General features: G+C 70.1%; 8 protein-coding genes. 7 read left to right on the top strand and 1 reads right to left on the bottom strand.

Annotated elements, in window-relative coordinates; translation table 11 throughout:
* Positions 1 to 205 precede the first annotated feature (205 nt).
* The gene (locus WMF20_RS16180) at positions 206 to 3,229 is read left to right on the top strand and encodes a right-handed parallel beta-helix repeat-containing protein (protein ID WP_437614626.1); all 3,024 of its coding nucleotides are present in this window, start codon (positions 206 to 208) and stop codon (positions 3,227 to 3,229) included.
* 477 nt (positions 3,230 to 3,706) lie between these two features.
* Here WMF20_RS16180 and WMF20_RS16175 read toward each other — a convergent pair whose 3' ends face one another.
* A complete protein-coding gene (locus WMF20_RS16175; RefSeq protein WP_437614624.1) occupies positions 3,707 to 5,179 on the bottom strand; it encodes a right-handed parallel beta-helix repeat-containing protein in 1,473 nt (490 codons plus the stop codon).
* A 403-nt stretch (positions 5,180 to 5,582) separates the two neighbouring features.
* Between WMF20_RS16175 and WMF20_RS16170 the strand changes: the two genes are divergently transcribed.
* The 6 genes from WMF20_RS16170 (at position 5,583) to WMF20_RS16145 (ending at position 18,027) form a co-directional block, all read left to right on the top strand.
* A complete protein-coding gene (locus tag WMF20_RS16170; protein ID WP_437614622.1) occupies positions 5,583 to 9,917 on the top strand; it encodes a protein kinase domain-containing protein in 4,335 nt (1,444 codons plus the stop codon).
* A gap of 526 nt (positions 9,918 to 10,443) precedes the next feature.
* The gene (locus WMF20_RS16165) at positions 10,444 to 12,432 is read left to right on the top strand and encodes a S8 family peptidase (RefSeq protein WP_437614620.1); all 1,989 of its coding nucleotides are present in this window, start codon (positions 10,444 to 10,446) and stop codon (positions 12,430 to 12,432) included.
* A 262-nt stretch (positions 12,433 to 12,694) separates the two neighbouring features.
* Entirely contained in the window at positions 12,695 to 14,362 is a 1,668-nt protein-coding gene (locus tag WMF20_RS16160; protein WP_437614618.1) for a LamG-like jellyroll fold domain-containing protein, read from the top strand.
* Positions 14,363 to 14,827: 465 nt separating this feature from the next.
* Entirely contained in the window at positions 14,828 to 16,030 is a 1,203-nt protein-coding gene (locus WMF20_RS16155) for a polysaccharide deacetylase family protein (protein ID WP_437614616.1), read from the top strand.
* Positions 16,031 to 16,237: 207 nt separating this feature from the next.
* Positions 16,238 to 17,032, top strand: coding sequence for a hypothetical protein (locus tag WMF20_RS16150; RefSeq protein WP_437614614.1), 795 nt, complete (start codon positions 16,238 to 16,240; stop codon positions 17,030 to 17,032).
* A complete protein-coding gene (locus WMF20_RS16145; protein WP_437614612.1) occupies positions 17,029 to 18,027 on the top strand; it encodes a HupE/UreJ family protein in 999 nt (332 codons plus the stop codon). Before WMF20_RS16150 ends, WMF20_RS16145 begins: the two co-directional genes overlap by 4 nt.
* The last annotated feature ends 122 nt before the right edge of the window (positions 18,028 to 18,149 follow it).

The following is an 18,149-nucleotide window of genomic DNA, read 5'->3' as shown; positions in this document are numbered from 1 at the left end:
ACCTCCGGGCCTCGGCGGATCAGGCAAGATCACGCCGGCGAGCTGCGCTTCGTGGCGGTCGGCTCCCCGGTGAGCATGGCACCCTCCGTGCTTGGGGCAGCCTGCCGTCGACCGCCGCTCTCAGGTGAAGCTTAGCGCATGGCCGGCACGTGCGCGCGCTCGATCTCGAAGGCGGCCGTCGAGCGGTCGGAGAATCGAAAGGAGCATGTTTGACATGGTGAGCTTAAGGGAGCGGAGCATCCGACGGCCCTTCGTGGCGGTCTGGCCGCTAATTGTCGTCGCCGCGCTCGTGCCGCTCGGCTGCAGCGGCCCATTCAACGCGCCGACGTGCGCGCCCGGTGAGGCGGCGCGCGACGACGGAAAGTGCGAGCCAAAGCCGTGCGGCCCGGCCGAGGTCACCTCAGACACGGGAGAGTGCCAGCCGGCCGGGTCGTCGGAGGCGGCTTGTCCGCCCGGCCAGCTCGCGCTGGAAGGCGGCGGATGCCAGCCGGCTGGGCTGCCGCCCGACATGGCCTGTCCGCCCGGCCAGCTCGCGCTGGAAGGCGGCGGATGCCAGCCGGCTGGGCTGCCGCCCGACATGGCCTGTCCGCCCGGCCAGCTCGCGCTGGAAGGCGGCGGATGCCAGCCGGCTGGGGTACCGCCGGAGGCGTGCGGCGAGGGCTTCATCTCCGATGGCCACGGCGGCTGCGCGGCAATCCTCCCGGAAGAGGAGTGTCCGAAGGGGCGAATGGCCATCCCCGGGGAAACCCGCTGTCGTGAGGTCGCCCCCTGCGGCGCCGGGACGTGGGGCGATATCCCGATCGAGGCCAATACCCAGTTCGTCGACCTGGCCTATGCGGGCGGCGACAGCGACGGAACGAAGGCGAGGCCGTGGAAGAAAATCCAGGACGCGATCGAGCACGCGGAGGACGGCGCCACCGTCGCGGTGGCCGAAGGCTCGTACATCGAAGACGTCGGGATCGCGGGCAAGTCGGTGCGCCTGTGGGGGCGATGCCCTGATCTCGTGGAGATCCAGGGGACCGGGAAGGGGGCCGGCGCCATTCAGGTACTCACGACGGCGGCGAGCGGGACCGAGATCCGGGGCCTCGCCGTGACCGGAGAGGGCCCTGGGCTGATCGTGTCGGGCGTGCGTGACGTCACCATCGAGCAAACATGGGTGCACGACATGAGCAGTCTCGGGATCAGCGCCGTCGACAAGCATGGCCCGACGAGTATCGCGCTCAGAAACTCCCTCGTTGAGCGAAACCATGGCATCGGCGTCGTCGTTGACGCGGAGGCGACGATCGAGGCGAGCGTGATACGCGGCACCCAGCCCAGCGACGAGGTGAAGCTCGGAGGGGGGATCAGCGTCCTGGATGTCGACAACACAGGCGAGCGCGCTGACGTGGCTATCCGCGCATGCCTCGTCGAGCAGAACCACGATGTTGGTGTGCTCGTCTCTGGCTCGGACGCCACGATCGAGGCCAGCGTGGTCCGCGGCACCGAGCACAACAGCGTGACGGAGCTCGGAGGGGGGATCAACATCGTGGATCACGAAGGCGAGCGCGCTGATGTGACTGTCCGCGCATGCCTCGTCGAGCAGAACCAGGATGTTGGCGTGCTCGTCGACGGCTCGGACGCCACGATCGAGGCCAGCGTGGTCCGCGGCACCCAGCCCAGCGAAAATGCGAAGGGAGGATGGGGGATCAGCGTTCAACAGGACAGCGCGGCGTACGGGCGCGCTGACGTGACCGTCCGCGCATGCCTCGTCGAGCAGAACCACGAGATCGGCGTGTTCGTCTCTGGCTCGAACGCCACGATCGAGGCCAGCGTGATCCGCGGCACCCGGCCCAGCAGCACGGCTAAGGGAGGCCGGGGGATCGACGTCGAGAATGACGCCGAGACAGGCGGGCGCGCCGACGTGACCGTCCGCGCATGCCTCGTCGAGCAGAACCACGAGGTCGGCGTGTTCGTCTCTGGCTCGGACGCCGCGATCGAGGCCAGCGTGATCCGCGATACCCAGTCCAGCAACAATACGTCGGGAGGACGAGGGATCGGCGTTCAGCATGGCCGCGAGACAGGCGAGCGTGCAAAAGTGGCTATCCGCGAATGCCTCGTCGAGCAGAACCACGAGGTTGGTGTATACGTCGACGGCTCGGACGCCACGATCGAGGCCAGCGTGGTCCGCGGCACCCAGTCCAGCGACCATGCGACGGGTGGACGGGGGATCGGCGTCCAGGATTACGGCGAGACCGGCGAGCGCGCTGCCGTGACCGTCCGCGCATGCCTCGTCGAGCGGAACCACGAGGTCGGCGTGTTCGTCGCTGGCTCTGACGCCGCGATCGAGGCCAGCGTGGTCCGCGGCACCGAGCGCAGCGAAGATGGGACGGGAGGACGGGGCATCAACGTCCAGAATGACGGCGAGACCGGTGAGCGCGCTGACGTGACCGTCCGCGCATGCCTCGTCGAGCAGAACTACGAGATCGGCGTGTTCGTCGCTGGCTCTGACGCCAGGATCGAGGCCAGCGTGGTCCGCGGCACCGAGCCCAGCGAAGATGGGACGGGAGGACGGGGCATCAACGTCCAGGATGACGGCGAGACAGGCGAGCGAGCTGACGTGACCGTCCGCGTATGCCTCGTCGAGGAGAACCATGACGTCGGCATGTTCGTCGCCAGCTCAGACGCGACGATTGAAGGCACCATCCTCCGCGCCACCCAACCCAACGTAGTCCGCGCCACCCAACCCCAACTCGACGTAGATGATCAGGGAGGAATCGGGCTCGGCGTCGTGGGTACCCGTGCGACAGGCCAGCGCTCAAGCGTGGCCGTCCGCGGTTGTCTCGTCGAGGAGAACCATCAGTCGGGCGTGGTCATATCTCACTCGGACGCGAGGATCGATGCCAGCATCGTACGCACGACCAAGGCGCTCGCCAATGCGTTTGGAGATGGGATCGACGTAGACAGCGGCACAGCCATCATCGAGAACGCGACAATCAACGGCAACGCTCGCGCCGGAGTCGCAAGCTTTGGCTCCAAGGTGACGATCCTCGATGCGACCCTCTTCTGCAACGCATTTGAGCTCAACTACGAGTCATTCAACGGAGTCGAGGGCAACTTCGAGGACAGCGAGCGCTGGCAGTGTACTCGCCGCGACGCCAAGCACTGCGCCGAGATCGACGGCTCGTGCCGGGCCCTCAGCGCCGGCTTGAAGCCTCCGCCCTCGCCGGCGTCGGCCTCGTCCCTGCCGTAGCCCTGACCCGCGGCGCACCGCCGTCTTCACGCCGACAGCGCGTGCGCCGACCGACCTCGCGCGCCCCGCCCCACCGGCTCGCCACACGAACGCCCGCTGCGCTGCGCGGGTGCCCGAGCCTCGCTGCAGCGCGGTACCCTTCCTCGCACCGCTGGCTCAGGTACGTCTGTGAGCATGTCAACGATGGTCCGTTGCGCCGGGTCGGCTCATGCCTCGACGTCCGGTTCGCCGTCGAGGCGACAGCCGGCAAAGATCGCTCCGTCATGGAGCTGTCGCGCGGGCGCTCGCCGAGGAGAGCGAGCTCGCTGTCGAGCGAGCTGCCCTACCTGCCGGCGAGCGCCGGCGCGACTCGGACCAGGAAGAGGGCGTGAATGCTGATCACGGTGTCGCCGCGATCATCGCTGCGACGGCATCGCTCGAACGGGAGGGAATGATGACCGGGATCGACCGCGCCCGCTGCCGAGGCGCTTATCCCCGCTACGGCAGCTCCTCGAGCGACCGCGGGATGACGTGCCTGCGGTCCGAGACGGTCGGCGGCGCCATGCCTTCGGGCTGAGCGTCTCCCCTGCTGTAGCTCTGCTGCACGGGAGGCTCGTCCCCGGCCGCGATATGGATCCGCCCGATGTAGCTGTCGCCTTGCACGGGGCCGTCGAGCAGCAGGCTTTGCCGCGCGTTGCCGCTGAAGGCCAGCTCATCGATCCGCACTTCGGAGTCGCCGAGCCAGTCGACGCCGTCGCCCACATCCCTGACCGCCAGTGCGTCGTTTTCGTCGAAGACAGGCAGCTGCGAGAACGCGGTCGCGGTGATCGCCGATCTGCACAGGATGATGCCTCGCGACTCACCGGTGACGCCGATGCCGACGCCGAAGTTGCCGTCCAGCTTCCCGTTGTGCAGCGTGACGTTGCAACGCTCGTCGTGATGCATGGCGCAATCGTCGCCGTCGGGTTGGCGGACGTTCTGGATCCATAGGCCCAGCGTGTTCCGGCTGATCTCGATGGAGTCATCCTCTCCCTTATCACCCAGCATGGCCGTCGAGCCGTCGACGAGGATGCCGAAGGAGACGCTATCGATCACCCGCACCTGCCGGGCGCCGAGGATGCCCGAGCACCCCGCCGCCGAGACGCCGCCCCCGAACTTGCCCGCCAGGGACGCGACGCCTTCCCTCGTTCGGATCACGTCCACGCCCTCCAGGCTCGCGGTGGCGCCGTGCAGCGAGACGCCGATGACGCGGTTGTCGCGGATGACGCTGCTCCTCACCTCGAGCGCTGGGCGGCTCGTGCAGGAGCAGCGCTCGTCGCAGCCCCGCCCCAGCATCTCGACCGCGCCGCGCTGGGCACCCGAGACGATGCTCCGCTCCAGGGTCACGTCGGCGTCCGTGGCGAAGATCCCGACGTGCCCCGCATTGGCGATCTCGGAGGCCACGATCGCGATCGACGAGCCCGGGCCGAGCTTGATTCCGTCATGCTCATAGTCGCTCTCCCCGATGACGCGCACCGAATCGATGCGCACCCCGGTCGCCCCCTCCTGTACCGTCACCCCCTCTCGTCCGACCTTGAGGCCGCGCACCACGGCGCCGTCGCCCGCCTCCAGCACGATGCCCTCGATCTCCACCGCGTCCGCCGAGCGCCCGAGGAGGCTCACGCCGCCGGGGACGGTGACCACGCCGTACCGGCCCGATCGGACCGCGATGCAGGCGCCGTCCGAGGCCGCCTGAGCCGCGGACGTGAGCTCATCATCGCTCGCGACGTCGATCACCGAGGTGCACGTGACCCCCGCGGTGCATCTCTCGCCGCCGCAGACGTCCCCGGCCGGGACGCCCGCGCAGACGCCCCGGACCAGGTTCTCCTCGGGGCATGTCGCAAGCTCCTCAGCGCCACATCCAGCAACGGCGGCGCACGCGGCGCCGCCCAGAATCGCCGCCGAGAGCCGAGCCCAGAACCGATTCACCATGATCTCTCCTCCAGAATTCGCCGCGACCATATAGCTGGCGCGACGCGCAACACCAACATGCAAAAATGGGAGCACCTGCATCCCTCGCCCTGCCCAGGGGGCGCGGCGTCATGGCGAGACCGCCCCCGCCCCGCGCTCTGCGGCGCTCAACGTGCCGTGAGCGCAGATTCCGTGCTTTTGGCGCTGAGATCGGCCACCTCGCCGTCGCGCTGTTGCCGACCTATGGCCGGCACGGTGGCCGGCCTGTGGCCGGCCCTGCGGCAACATTCTGGTCGAGGCGAACACCAGTCTCCTGACCCCGATCCGCGCGACGGCAGCCACGACACGACGGCGACCTCGCGGGGCACCCCGCGGGCGGTGCGCCCCTTCTCATGGCATCCTCCAGCCGCTACCCTCGCGCGCCATGACGCTGACGGATCCCTTCGGCTGGGTGGGCGCGACGCTCGACGGCCAGTTCGCCGTCGAGGCGGTCGTCGGCGAGGGCGGGTTCGGCGTCGTCTACCGCGGCCTGCACCTCGGGCTCGACGTCCCTGTCGCGATCAAGTGCCTCCAGATGCAGCCCGGCATGCTCACCGCCGGACGGGATGCGTTCCTCGCCAAGCTCCGTGCCGAAGGCAAGCTCCTCCACCAGCTCTCGCGGCAGACAGCCAGCATCGTCCAGGCCCTGGATATCGGCGCCGCCACCTCTCCGCGCGGCGTATGGACACCCTACCTGGTCATGGAATGGCTCGAGGGAGAGACGCTCGCCGCGGCGCTCGAGGCGCGCCGCGCCGCGGCGCTCGGGCCCATGGGCCTCGACGAGGCGATAGCGCTCCTCTCCCCGGCCGCCGAGGCGCTCGCGGTCGCCCACGAGGATCGCGTATCGCATCGGGACCTGAAGCCCGCCAACCTGTTCTGTGTACGTTTCCGCGGCGGCAACGGGCTCAAGGTGCTCGATTTCGGCATTGCCAAGGTCTTCGAGGAGACAACGCCGTTCGCAGCCGCCCGCACCGGGACGGACGGGACCCAGCGCGCGTTCACTCCCGTCTACGCGGCGCCGGAGCAGTTCGTCCGCGAATACGGCGCCACCGGACCATGGACCGACGTCTTCGCCATAGCGCTCATCCTGATCGAGGCCGCATCGGGTCGGCGCGTGCTCCGGGGCGAGTCCCTCGTCGAGCTCCTCATGTCCGCGATCGATGCCTGGCGGCGTCCCGACCTGCTCTCCGGCATTGCCCTCGATCACCCCGGCGTGGCCTCCGTCCTCCGCCGCGCGCTGATGGTCGAGCCGGGCGCCCGCTATGGCAACATGAAAGAGCTCTGGTCGAGCCTGCTGGAGGCGCGCTCCACCCATCCGGATGCGTCGCTCGCCGCGACGGGCCGTGAGCCGGATCTGAGCGAGTGCCTCGCGGCGACAGCCTCCATGTCCGAGAGGCCCGCCGCCGGCCGCGCGAACGGAGCGCAGAGCTCGCTCCCCCCACCCTCCGCGCCGGCGAGCGCGCAACTCTCTGGATCGGGCGAGAACCGCGTCTGCACTGTCCTGTGCGTCGATCTCTCCAGCCTCGCCGCGCGCGCCTCGCACCTCGACGACGAGGAGATCGCCGAGCTCACGGACCAGAGCCGCGAGCTCGTCGCAAGGGAGATCGAGCGCGTGGGGGGCATTATCACGCGCTCCGGCGACGAGCGCGTCGTCGCCGTCTTCGGCGTCCCGCGCGCCACCGACAACGACGCGGAGCGCGCCGTCGTCGCCGCGCTCCGCGTGGACGGCCTGCGCATGAGCCCCACGCCTCGACGCTCGGCGACCCCTGCGCTCCTCGCCGCGTCGTTCGGGATCGCCACCGGGCGGGTCTTCGCGCGGACGGGCGGCGAGCCGCAGCGCCCGGAGCTCCTCGTGACCGGAGAGGCCGTGCGGATCGCCGCCGCGCTGCAGGCGGCCGCGCCCGCCGGGGCCATCGCCGTCACGCGGGACACGTACCGCCAGATCGCGGGCCGATTCAATGTGATGCCGCTCGCCCCCATCGCCGTCCCCGGCCGGACCGAGCCGCTCTCCTGCTACCGGGTCACGGGCGCGATCCACGGCCACGTCGCGTTCGCCCGCACAGATTTTCTCGGCCTCGCGACGAAGCTCGTCGGGCGCGGCGCCGAGATCCAGCGAATGCTCGACGCGCTCGAGACGGTGCTCTCGGAGGGGCGGGCCCAGCTCCTGACGCTCGTCGGGCCGCCCGGCGTCGGGCGGAGCCGGCTGCTCGCGGAGCTCTTCACGAACCTCGCCGCCCGGCCCAGCAGGGTCCTGGTGATGACCGCGCAGTGCTCGCCGCTCACGGCGGATACCACCTACGGCCTCGCCTCGGCGCTCCTCCGCCAGCGCTTCCGGATCCGCCCGCGCGACGGCCAGCACGGGATCCGGCGGAAGCTACGCCTCGGCCTGCGCTGGGTCCGAGGGCGCCATGCCAGCGAGGCGACATCACACGACGACCGCTGGACGGGTCACGCGACCGGAGAGGAGATCGACGTCGCGGACATCGACGCCGCGCTGCTCGAGATCGAGGGGCTCCTCGGCGGGAACGCCGGGACGAGCGCCACCTTCGACTCGCTCGGGGTCGAGGAGTCCGGGGCGCTCCTGAAGCAGCGGATCACCGCCGCCTTGACGCGCCTCGCCCGCGTCGCCGCGCGGCAGCTGCCGGTCGTGGTGATCTGCGACGACCTCCAGTGGGCCGACGACGCCAGCCTCGACCTCCTGGAGAGCCTCGTCCAGGGCGTGGCGGATCTGCCGCTCCTGCTCGTGTGCAGCGCGCGGGCCGAGCTGCTCGATCGCCGCCCCGGCTTCGGCGTCGACGTGGAGGCGCACCGTCGCCAGGAGGTCGCGCCGCTCGCCCGCCGTCACATCGAGGAGATGATCAGGAACTGGCTCCGCCGCGTGCCGGGCCTCTCCACCGACGTCGTGCGGACGCTCGCCGAGCGCGCCGAGGGGAGCCCCCTCATCGTCGAGGAGCTGCTCCACCTGCTCGTGGACGCGGGCGCGATCGTGACGCGGGGGAACACGTGGCTCCTGCACGAGGAGCGCCTCGGGGCGCTGCGGCTACCCGCGACGATCCACGGGATCGTGCAGGCGCGGCTCGACCGGCTCGAGCCCGAGCTCCGCGAGGTGCTCATGCACGCAGCCGTCGTCGGACGGACGTTCTGGCAAGGGGCCGTCGATCACCTGCGGCGGGCAAGCACGACGGCCAACACGGGCGCCTCGGTGACGGCGATGCTCGGAGGGCTCCGGCAGCGGCGGCTCGTCCGCCTGCGTGAGCCGTCGATGCTGCAGGGCGAGCGCGAGATGGCCTTCGCCGACGCAGCCACCCACGAGGCGGCGTACGAGATGCTGAGCGGGAAGCTCCGCCGCGCGCTGCACCTCGAGGCGGCCACCTGGCTCGAGCAGCGAGCGGAGACAGGGGTCGCCGTGGCGCTCCTGGCGGCGCAGTACGACCGGGCCGGCGATGCGGCGCGCGCTGCCTCGGCCTATGCGCGGGCGGCAGCGCGCGCCATGTCCTTCGGCGAGAACGCCGAGGCGATCCGCCACCTCGAGCGGGCGCGCGCCCTGCAGGACCGGGCCGAGGAGGCGAGCGACGGCGAGCGCGGCAGCGGCGGCGAGCAGGAGCGGCGGAGCGCCGCCTCGCGGGAGTGCCTTCGCGTGCGCTTCGACCTCGCCGATGCATTGCGCCGCGTCGGCCGGCTCGACGACGCCGAGCGCGTGTACGAGGAGGCCCGCGCGCTGATCCGCGGGCTGAATCGCGCCGCGGGCGCGAGGGGCGACCGGGCCGAGGCGTTCCTCTGGGACGCCCGCATCGACGCGCGGCTCGCGCTGATCGCGAAGGTGCGCGGCGCGCTCCCGGAGGCGCGGGCGCTCGCCGAACGGGCGATCGCCCGCGCCACGGACGCGGGGGAGATCCGCGAGACACCGGCGATGTACGCATTGCTCACCTTCCTGCACCGCCGCGAAGGGCGGCGTGACGAGAGCTGGCGGGCCGCCAGGACAGGGCTCCGGATCTGCCGGACGATACGCCGGCGCGACGAGCGCTGGCGGGAGGACGTCGCGTCGATCCTGCTCGGCGTGGCGCTCGCGCTCGCCGCGCGTCGCAGGATCGTCAGCGCGGAGCGGACGTACCGCCAGGTCACGCGCCTTGTCTCGGATGCGTCCCACCCCCACCTCGCCAGCCTGGCGTGGAACGGCGTCGCTGTGATGCGCCTCTGGGCGGGTGATCTCCCGGGGGCGCGCGAGACGTTCCTCCGCGCGATCCGGCTCAAGGAGCGCTCGGGCGATCTGCATCAGATCGCGATCGGGTACAGCAATCTGGCCGAGACAGAGCTCGCCATGAAGGAGATCTCCGCGGCGCGCGATCACGCCCGGCGCGCGGTGCGGATCGGGGAGCAGAGCCGCGCCGGCTCGGATCTTGCCGATATGTACCGGAACCTGGCCGAGGCGGAGCGCGAGACCGGCGATCTCGGCGCGGCGCTCGCGGCGGGTCAGAAGGCGCTCGCGATCGCGGAGACGCATGGGCAGGTCTACCTCGGCGACGTCGCGGAGACGCTGGCGCGTACCATCGCGAACGCGGCGCCATCGGCGGACGCGGCTCTGCGCGCGGCCGCGCTGGACGCGGTAGCGGCGCTCGAAGCCTCCCTCGACGCGCACTTCCGCGAGGGAGAGCTGCGCCAGAGGGCCGAGGCGTGCCATGCGCTGCTCGCCGGTGCCACGGGCCAGCGTCCGGCAGGGTGAGGCCTCCGAGGGCGATCCGCTCTCGATCACGCTCCCAGCGAGCGGGTCGCGCGCGAGCGCGATCACGCCCACGTCGCCCCAGATGTCCGGCCGCGGCCTCTGCAGCCCGGGGCGGTTGTTGTCCGCTGGCGAATTCAACGGTACCGGCGCTCAGGTGGAGATCAGCAGCGACGGGCGCGGCTACTTTCACTCAGTTTGACTCCGGGTCTCGCGTGAGCGGTAGGCCTATGTCCTGAGGCCACACGTCGCGGGAACGTCGACCGCGCAACACATCAGGATGGGGCCTGCACTTCCGACAAACGCGCTGAGAAGCCGATTCCGTGCCGGCCGCGCTGCCCCTGGACAACGGTGAAAACCCGTTGCGCAGGGGGGAGGCGGTGGGATGCTGGACCGGATTCACAAGGGTAAAAGGCTGTCATCGCCGTGATGACATAGCCACGACGCCCTGAATGAACGTCATTCCTTACAGTGAAGCGAGCGCTCGTCGAGCGCAGCCGCGCGTCGACCCGCTCAAGGGGGGATCGGGATGAAGCTCTGGGGGATCTCTGCGTGTGCTCTCTCGATGGTGCTCATCGGGTGCGTGGGCGAGCCCAGCGGGGAAGAGGAAGATGTGCAGCAGACCGCGCAGGCGCTGCGTGAGCGCAAGCGCGACCTGATGTCCGGGCCGGGCGCGAAGCTCGGGCCTCATCTGCGCGCGCTGCAGCGGGCGGCGGCGGCGCGTCCGTCGGCCGATGAAGCCGCGTTCGACCAGAAGTTCGCGGCGCTCCGCGTGCAGGACGGCTACGTCGCCGTCAGCGCGTACGGCGACGACGGCGCGGCGCTCGCGGCGCAGCTCGCCGGCGAGGGCATGCTCGACGCGAGGGTCCATGGCGAGTCCGTGTCGGGCCGCGTCCCGATCGCGCGGCTCGGCGCCATCGCGGCCATGAGGGACCTGCGGTACATGAAGCCCACGATGGCGATGACGCAGGCGGGTCTGGTCACGACGCAAGGCGATCGCTCGCTGCGGAGCGACATCGCGCGCGCGCGGTTCGGCGTCGACGGCCGAGGGGTCCGCGTCGGCGTGTTGTCGGACAGCTTCGACTGCCGGCGTGAGCCGTTCCTCCCCGGGCAGATGTTCACCGACGCCGCGGAAGACATCCGCAACGGCGACCTGCCTCCGGACATCGACGTCCTCGAGGATCTGGACCCGACGCAGAATGGCGGATGCTTCGATGAAGGCCGCGCCATGATGCAGATCATCCACGACGTCGCGCCGGGAGCGAGCCTGTCCTTCCACACGGCAGCCCTCGGCGAGGAGGACTTCGCCGCCGGCATCGTGGCGCTCGCCGAGAAGGGCGCGGACATCATCGTCGACGACTTCTTTTATCTCTCTGAGCCGATGTTCGAGGACGGGCTGATCGCCGACGCCGTGAATAAGGTGGTGGGACAGGGCGTGGCGTACTTCACATCCGCGGGCAACCGGGCACGCCAGTCCTACCAGTCCAGGTTCCGCGACTCTGGCCGCGTCGGCGCGTCCGGCGGGCAGCGCCACGACTTCGATCCGGGTGCGCGCGTCGACGACCTGCAGCGCGTCTCGGCGAGCGCACGCTCGCTGACGATCGTGGCGCTGAACTGGGATCAACCCTCGCTCTCGGCCAACGGCAGGCGCGGTTCGCGGAGCGACGTGGACCTGATCTTCTACCACGAGAACGGCGAACCCGTGGAGGAGTGCACGCTGGACCCCGCGCAGCTCGTCTGCCAGATCGCAGGCATCACCAACAACCTCGGCGGGGACGCGGTCGAGCTCGCCTGGCTCTTCAACGGCTCTGACGAGGACATGGATTTCCAGATCGGTCTCGAGCTGATCGCGGGCCCGAAGCCGGATCTCATGAAATACGTGTGGTTCGAGCGCGCGGGTAATTTCAGCGTCGACGAGTTCGACACGCGGAGCTCCACGACGTTCGGTCACTCGAACGCCGCTGGCTCCGAGGCGGTCGGCGCGGCGGCGTGGTTCCAGACCGAGGAGTGGGGCCCGCTCGATCCGGCGTGCGTGCCCGCATGCCTGGAATCCTTCTCCTCCGTCGGCGGCACGCCGATCTTGTTCGACGATCGCGGCAGGCGCCTCCCGATCCCAGAGGTGCGGCTGAAGCCCGGCGTGACCGGACCGGACGGCGGAAACACGACGTTCTTCGTAAGGCCTCTCATGATCGAGATCCCCGGCAGCACCGAGCCCGACCAATTTCCGAACTTCTTCGGTACCTCGGCGTCGGCGCCGCACGTCGCGGCCGTGGCCGCCCTGATGCTCGACGCACGCGCGCGCGACGTCGCGGCCGGCACGAGCTTCTTCGGCTCAGGCAGGCTCCCACCGTCTCTCGTGTACCTGGTGCTGAGGCTCACCGCGGAGGACATGCGGCTGCGGGACCTCGGAGGCGAGATCGGTCCGGTGCCGGTCGAAGGAGCCCGCGGCTTCGACTTCGAGACGGGCTTCGGCTTCGTGAACGCGGTGCGCGCGTTGCAGGCGGTCTCGAGCCTCTAGCGAAGCCCGGGCTCGACGCTCGGGCCACGCAGCGCGACGCGATGGAGCGCTCGCCGGCGGCTGCTGCGCGCAGCCGGCCGGCGCGTCGTTTTCTTGCCGTCATGTCAGACGCCCGGAGGGCGCGGCGAAGGAATGGGCAGGCGGATCGCTCGGGGTGAACCCCCGGGGCCCTGCCTCATTCCACGGCACTGGCCGCGCCGCTGGCCCACCGGCAGCGCACGCTCGCGTGGGCGCGCGCCAGGCAAGAAAGGCACTCATTTCCATGCGAACTCCCATGCACACGGGTTCTCTATCGGTCGCCCTCGCCCTGCTGGCGAGCCTCGCGGGCTGCGTCGCGCCCGGCCCTCTGGACGAGGCTGGAGGCGAGGCGGTGGACACCGCGTCCGACGCGCTCGTGGCGGACCGGGCCAGCCTGCCGACGCCGGCGGCTTACTGGAGCTTCGACACCTGCACGGACGGCACGAACGCGCGGGTCCGGGAGGACTCGGGCCAGGGGGCGTTCGGGGTGATGTCCGGCCGCGGCCTCTGCAGCCCGGGAAAGTTCCTGTCCGCCGGCGACTTCAACGGCGCCGGCGATCAGGTGGAGATCAGCAGCGCGGGGCGGAGCTATCTCCACTTCCAGGACCGGATCACGGCCGCAGCCTGGGTCAACCCGCGGAGCGTGACGGGGAACCGCACCATCGTGAACCAGTGGTACGCCGCAGACTCGTTCCTGCTCGGCATCGCCCAAGGCAAGTACTTCTTCTCCGTGGCCTTCCCCAACGGAGGCGCGGGCCAGCACGTGATCGTCGAGACCCCCGCCGTCGCGAACGCCTGGGCCCACGTCGCCGGCGTGTACGACGGCGCGGCGCTCAAGCTCTACGTGAACGGCGAGCTCCGCGCCTCGACGCCCGCGTCCGGCACCCTGCAGCAATCGACGCGGCCCGTCGTCATCGGCGGACACCCCGCCTGGAACGCCTACGATGGCCAGATCGACGAGGTCCGCCTCTACCAGCAGGCCCTGAGCGCCACGCAGGTGGCGCAGCTCGCCGCGGGCGAGGTCTACCCGGTGAGGGCGTATTACGTCTATCCGAACGACCAGCCGTATCACCAGGAGTACGTCGACGCCATCAACACGTACCTGGCCGAGCTGCAAGGCTGGTATCGCCAGCAGTCGAACGTCTCGTTCCACCTCGTGGGCTCGGTCCAGGCGGTGCGCTCGTCCCAGAATTACCTGAACATGCGCTGCGGCGCGTCGCCGTCGAGCGCCTGCCAGAACAACCCGATCGAGATCCCGAACTGGCTGAACGCGGTGTCTCAGGCCGTCGGCGGCTTCCCGGCGCGGCAGTCCACGCTGGTCTTCTCCCAGGGCGGCGGCGGCTATGCCGGCGCCACCCTCTATGGCGACTACACCGGCTTCGCCGTCGTGGGCGACTGGGTGCTGGAGCCCATCTCCGGCGTGCGCGAGCCGCTGGCCATCCACTGCGGGTACGCCACGTGGCAATGCCTCGACGGCACGCCGAAGGGGACCGTCGCGCACGAGCTCGGGCACTCGTTCGGCCTGCACCACCCGGACAGCTATCCCGGCGAGTCCATCATGGGATGGCACGGCGGCTACCCGACGACCATCTTCTTCGATCACGAGCAGATGATCCTCCAGGAGAGCCCGATGCTCTCGTCCGGCGTGCTCGTGCGCGGCGGGCTCTGGCTCGACTTCGGGAACGCCGACACCATGTACTCGAACACGACGGTGACCCTCACCGGCTCGGGCTTCGGGCCCGGCGCACAGGTCGAGTTCGTGGACGCCACGCACACCGCCGTCGTAAGCCCGACCACCATCACCGCGACGAGCCTCACCGTGCAGGTCCCGAGCGGCCTCGGCCCCGGGTACATCCGCGTGCGCAACGGCAGCGGGGCGAGCAACAAGGTCGCCGTGAACTTCTATCCCTGAGGGCGGAGGCCCTCGCCGCGGCGCCGCAGCGCCCGCGCCGCCGTGAGCTGCGGTGTCCGCGCGCCGCGCCGGGTCCGACCGCTGAGGAGGCTCGCCCCCCCCCCGGCGCGGCCGCTCTTGCCGCGCCCCGGCGACATCGCGCGCGCCGCCCGCCTCTTGACCTCGCGCGACGACAATGCGACAAGAGCCGTACGACGAACGAGGTCGCGAGGTCGCGAGATCGAGCACGGCGCTGTACGCGAGATCGAGGCGATGCTCGGGCCATCGCCGTGCCGCGAGGAGAAAAGTCGACGGCGCGCTCCGTCGACGCGATCCCCGTTCCTTACCTGTCCACTGCAAGCGGTTCATGCGCAGCGTCGATCCGCGTGCGTCGTGATCATCCGAGCGCCTTGCGGGAATCTTTGCGGTTAACCTATGTTGAAACAATCGCGATTGCGCCACTTCGGGAATTTTTCATCGTCACCCGTGCTCGGTGCGTTGCTCCTGCTCGGCGCGCTGCACATCAGCGGCTGCGGCGATGACGGCGATGGTGGCTCCGGCGGCGCCGGTGGCCAGCCTGGGACGACCAGCAGCGGCACGACGGGAAGCGTCACCTCCGGCGGTCCGGACGGCACGACCTCGGCGTCGACCGGAGGCACCGGCGGCGCGAGCACCAGCAGCAGCAGCAGCACCAGCGCCGGCACCGGCGGCGGCGGCGAGGGCGGCTCGGGTGACGGAGGCGCGGGCGGTGAGCCGACGCCGCCGGTCGAGTCCGGTCTTCCGACGCCCCCCGGCGCCGACAACGTGGCGAAGCCGTCCGGCGCTGTCGGCGGGCTCAAGGTCATCGATTGGGCCGGCTTCGCGGGCGCCGTGACGTACTCCTTCGACGACGTGAACCAGACCCAGATCCAGAACTACGATGCCCTGAACGCGCTCGGCGTGCCGTTCACCTTCTATGTCTGGACCGGCAGGAACGAAGCGAACAATCCGGTGTGGACGAAGGCGCTCATGGACGGTCATGAGCTCGGCAACCACACGAAGAGCCACAGCAGCAACGACAACGGCTCTGATACGGACGCCGCGACGCAGTTCATCAAGGACAAGTGGAGCGTCACGCCGTATACGATGGCGGCTCCGAACGGCTCGGATGCGTATGTGAGCATCTCCCAGTCGCGCTTCCTCATCAACCGCGGCGTGTCCAACGCCCTGATCAGCCCGAACGACTCGAGCAATCCGTTCAAGCTGCCCACCTACATTCCCCCGCAGAACGCCAGCACGGCGCAGATGGACGCGGAGGTCACGAGCGCGCGGACGGGCAAGAAGTGGCGCACCTTCTGCATCCACGGCTTCACCGGCGGCAGCGACGGCGCCTATCAGCCCATCCCGCTCAACGCCTTCCTCGAGCACGTCAAGCACGTCAAGGATTTCGGCGACGTGTGGATCGGCACCATGGAGACCATCGGCGCCTACTGGCGCGGCCAGAAGGCGGTCAGCGACGCCGACAGCACCCAGGCCGGCGGCGCGACGACCTACACGTGGCAGCTGCCCGCGAACTTCCCGCCGGGCAAGTACGTGCGCGTGACGGTCACCGGCGGCACGCCCAAGCAGAACGGCGCCGCGCTTCCCTGGAATCCGCACGGCTACTACGAGGTGGCGCTCGACGCGAAGTCCCTCACGCTGTCGCCGTGAAGCGAGCCGCCCGAAGGTCCGCGCCGTCACCGGCGCGGCTTCGGGCAGCGCCCACCCCACCCGTTCATGCCAGGATGGCGGCCACGCGCAGCCGTGGCCAGCGAGCGGCGACCGCGCCGGCGGCGTAGAGCGCGGTCGCCACACGCCCTGGTGTGCAGGCGGCCCCTTCGAACCACAGGTACCATGTCTGACACCAGCGGGAGAACCATGGGGAGCTTCGCTCGGTTGCTCCGCGAGCCGGTCGTTCATTTCCTCTTCATCGGCGCGCTGCTGTTTCTCGCCCACCGGCTCATCGTCGGCGACCCGAGGGTGGTCGTCGTCGGCCCGGGGCTGAGGGCGGACGTGGAGCGGCGGTTCCGCGATGAGACGGGGCGGGCGCCGACCGAGGAGGAGCTGAAGGCGGCGATCGACCGGTGGAAGCGGGACGAGGTGCTCTATCGTGAGGCGCTGCGGGAGGGGCTCGATCGGCAGGACGCGACGGTGCGGACCGTGCTGGCGGACAAGCTGCGGGCACGGGCGGCGCAGCGGACGCCGCCGCGGGAGCCGACGGATGCAGAGCTGGACGCGTGGTTGGCCGCTCACCGGAGCCACTACGAAGCGCCGCTGCGGTACAGCTTCGAGGTCGTCGCTTTTCCCAAGAGCGACCCAGGGGCAGAGACGCAGCGGTCGGCATATCGACGTGCGCTGGCCGACGGTGCAGACCCGAGCACGCTCGGTCGTCCGATCGCGGGCGGCAACTTCACCCGCGACAAGCTCACAGCCAAGTTCGGACCTGCGGTCTCCGAGAGCATTTGCAACCTGCCGCTCGCGACGTGGCAACCCCTGGAGACCGAGGACAGCCTGCTGCTCGCGCGGGTCAACCGGATCGAAGGGGGGCTGCCCAGCCGCGAGTCGATACGTCCGACCCTCGTCGTCGACTGGGTCGCCGCGAGGAAGAGGCAAGCCGCCGACGACTTCGTCGAGAGCGTCGTCGCGCGGTACAGGTTCGAGGAGGTGCCTTGAATCCTCCGTGGCTGCTCCGGCTGGCGCGCGCCCTGCCGCTCTTCTTGGCCGTATTTCTGGCGCCTGCCCTCGCGGGTGGCCACGAGCTCAATTCGGCGTCGCTCTCGCTGACGGAAGTGGAAGGACGCGAGGGGCGGTTCCTCGTGCGCTGGGAGGCGAGCTCGTCCACCCTCAGGTCCGAGCTCGCGTCGCCCGCCGTGTTCCCCCCGCCCTGCAAGCTCGACGGAGAATTTCTCGACTGCGGTCCCGCCGGCCTGGTCGGCACCGTCGAGCTCCCCTGGCTCGAGGGTAGCGAGACCAACGTGATGGTGGCGATCGAGTGGCGGAGCGGAAGCCGGCTTCTCCGGGTGTTGACCGGCGGCGACCCGAGCTTCGTGGTTTACGGCATCCCCGCCTCCGCCGGGCTCCTCGCGCTGAAGCCGATCGTGATCGATTACGCGTGGCTCGGCGTCGAGCACATCCTGACCGGGTTCGATCACCTCCTCTTCGTCATTGCGCTCACGCTCCTCGTGCGCGGCGGTCGGAAGCTGGTCGGCGCCGTCACGGCGTTCACGGTCGCGCACAGCCTGACGCTGGCTTGCGCCGTGTTCGGCTGGCTGACGTTGCCGGCTCCGCCGGTCGAAGCGAGCATCGCGCTCTCGATCGTCCTGGTCTGCGGCGAGTGCCTGCGGCCGGCCGACTCGCTCGCCCACCGCGCCCCGTGGGCCGTCACGTTCGCCTTCGGTCTGCTTCACGGGCTCGGGTTCGCGTCGTCGCTGCTCGACATCGGACTGCCGGAAAAGCATGTGCCGACCGCGCTCCTGTTCTTCAATGTGGGCGTGGAGGTCGGTCAGCTCGGCGTGATCGCGCTGGTGCTCGCGCTGAGCCTCTTGGCCGCGCGGGTCCCCGTGCAACCGGCGACGGTGCGGCGCGGTCTGGTGTATGCGATGGGCGGAATGGCAGGTTACTGGTCGATCGAGCGCGTCGTGGCGACCCTGACGGGCACCAGCTTGTAGCGGATCCCGCGGAGGGAGTAGCACAGAGGGCGCAGAAGGCGCAGAGGATAGAAATTCTTTTCTCCCCTCTGTGCCCTCTGTGGTTCAAATTCTCTCATGAGATCAGAGACGAGCTCGACCGA

Origin of the sequence: Sorangium sp. So ce834 (genome assembly GCF_051521425.1) — a bacterium.
In the GTDB taxonomy this organism is placed as follows: Bacteria; Myxococcota_A; Polyangia; order Polyangiales; family Polyangiaceae; genus Sorangium; species Sorangium cellulosum_D.
The sequence above is the reverse complement of the archived record's forward strand: the minus strand, read 5'-3'. Positions and strand labels throughout refer to the sequence as shown.

Bases quoted from the DNA above. Each gene is read 5' to 3' on its own strand.
- WMF20_RS16180 (WP_437614626.1), top strand. From the start codon at position 206: ATGTTTGACATGGTGAGCTTAAGGGAGCGGAGCATCCGACGGCCCTTC.
- WMF20_RS16175 (WP_437614624.1), bottom strand. From the start codon at position 5,179: ATGGTGAATCGGTTCTGGGCTCGGCTCTCGGCGGCGATTCTGGGCGGC.
- WMF20_RS16170 (WP_437614622.1), top strand. From the start codon at position 5,583: ATGACGCTGACGGATCCCTTCGGCTGGGTGGGCGCGACGCTCGACGGC.
- WMF20_RS16160 (WP_437614618.1), top strand. From the start codon at position 12,695: ATGCGAACTCCCATGCACACGGGTTCTCTATCGGTCGCCCTCGCCCTG.
- WMF20_RS16150 (WP_437614614.1), top strand. From the start codon at position 16,238: ATGGGGAGCTTCGCTCGGTTGCTCCGCGAGCCGGTCGTTCATTTCCTC.
- WMF20_RS16165 (WP_437614620.1), top strand. From the start codon at position 10,444: ATGAAGCTCTGGGGGATCTCTGCGTGTGCTCTCTCGATGGTGCTCATC.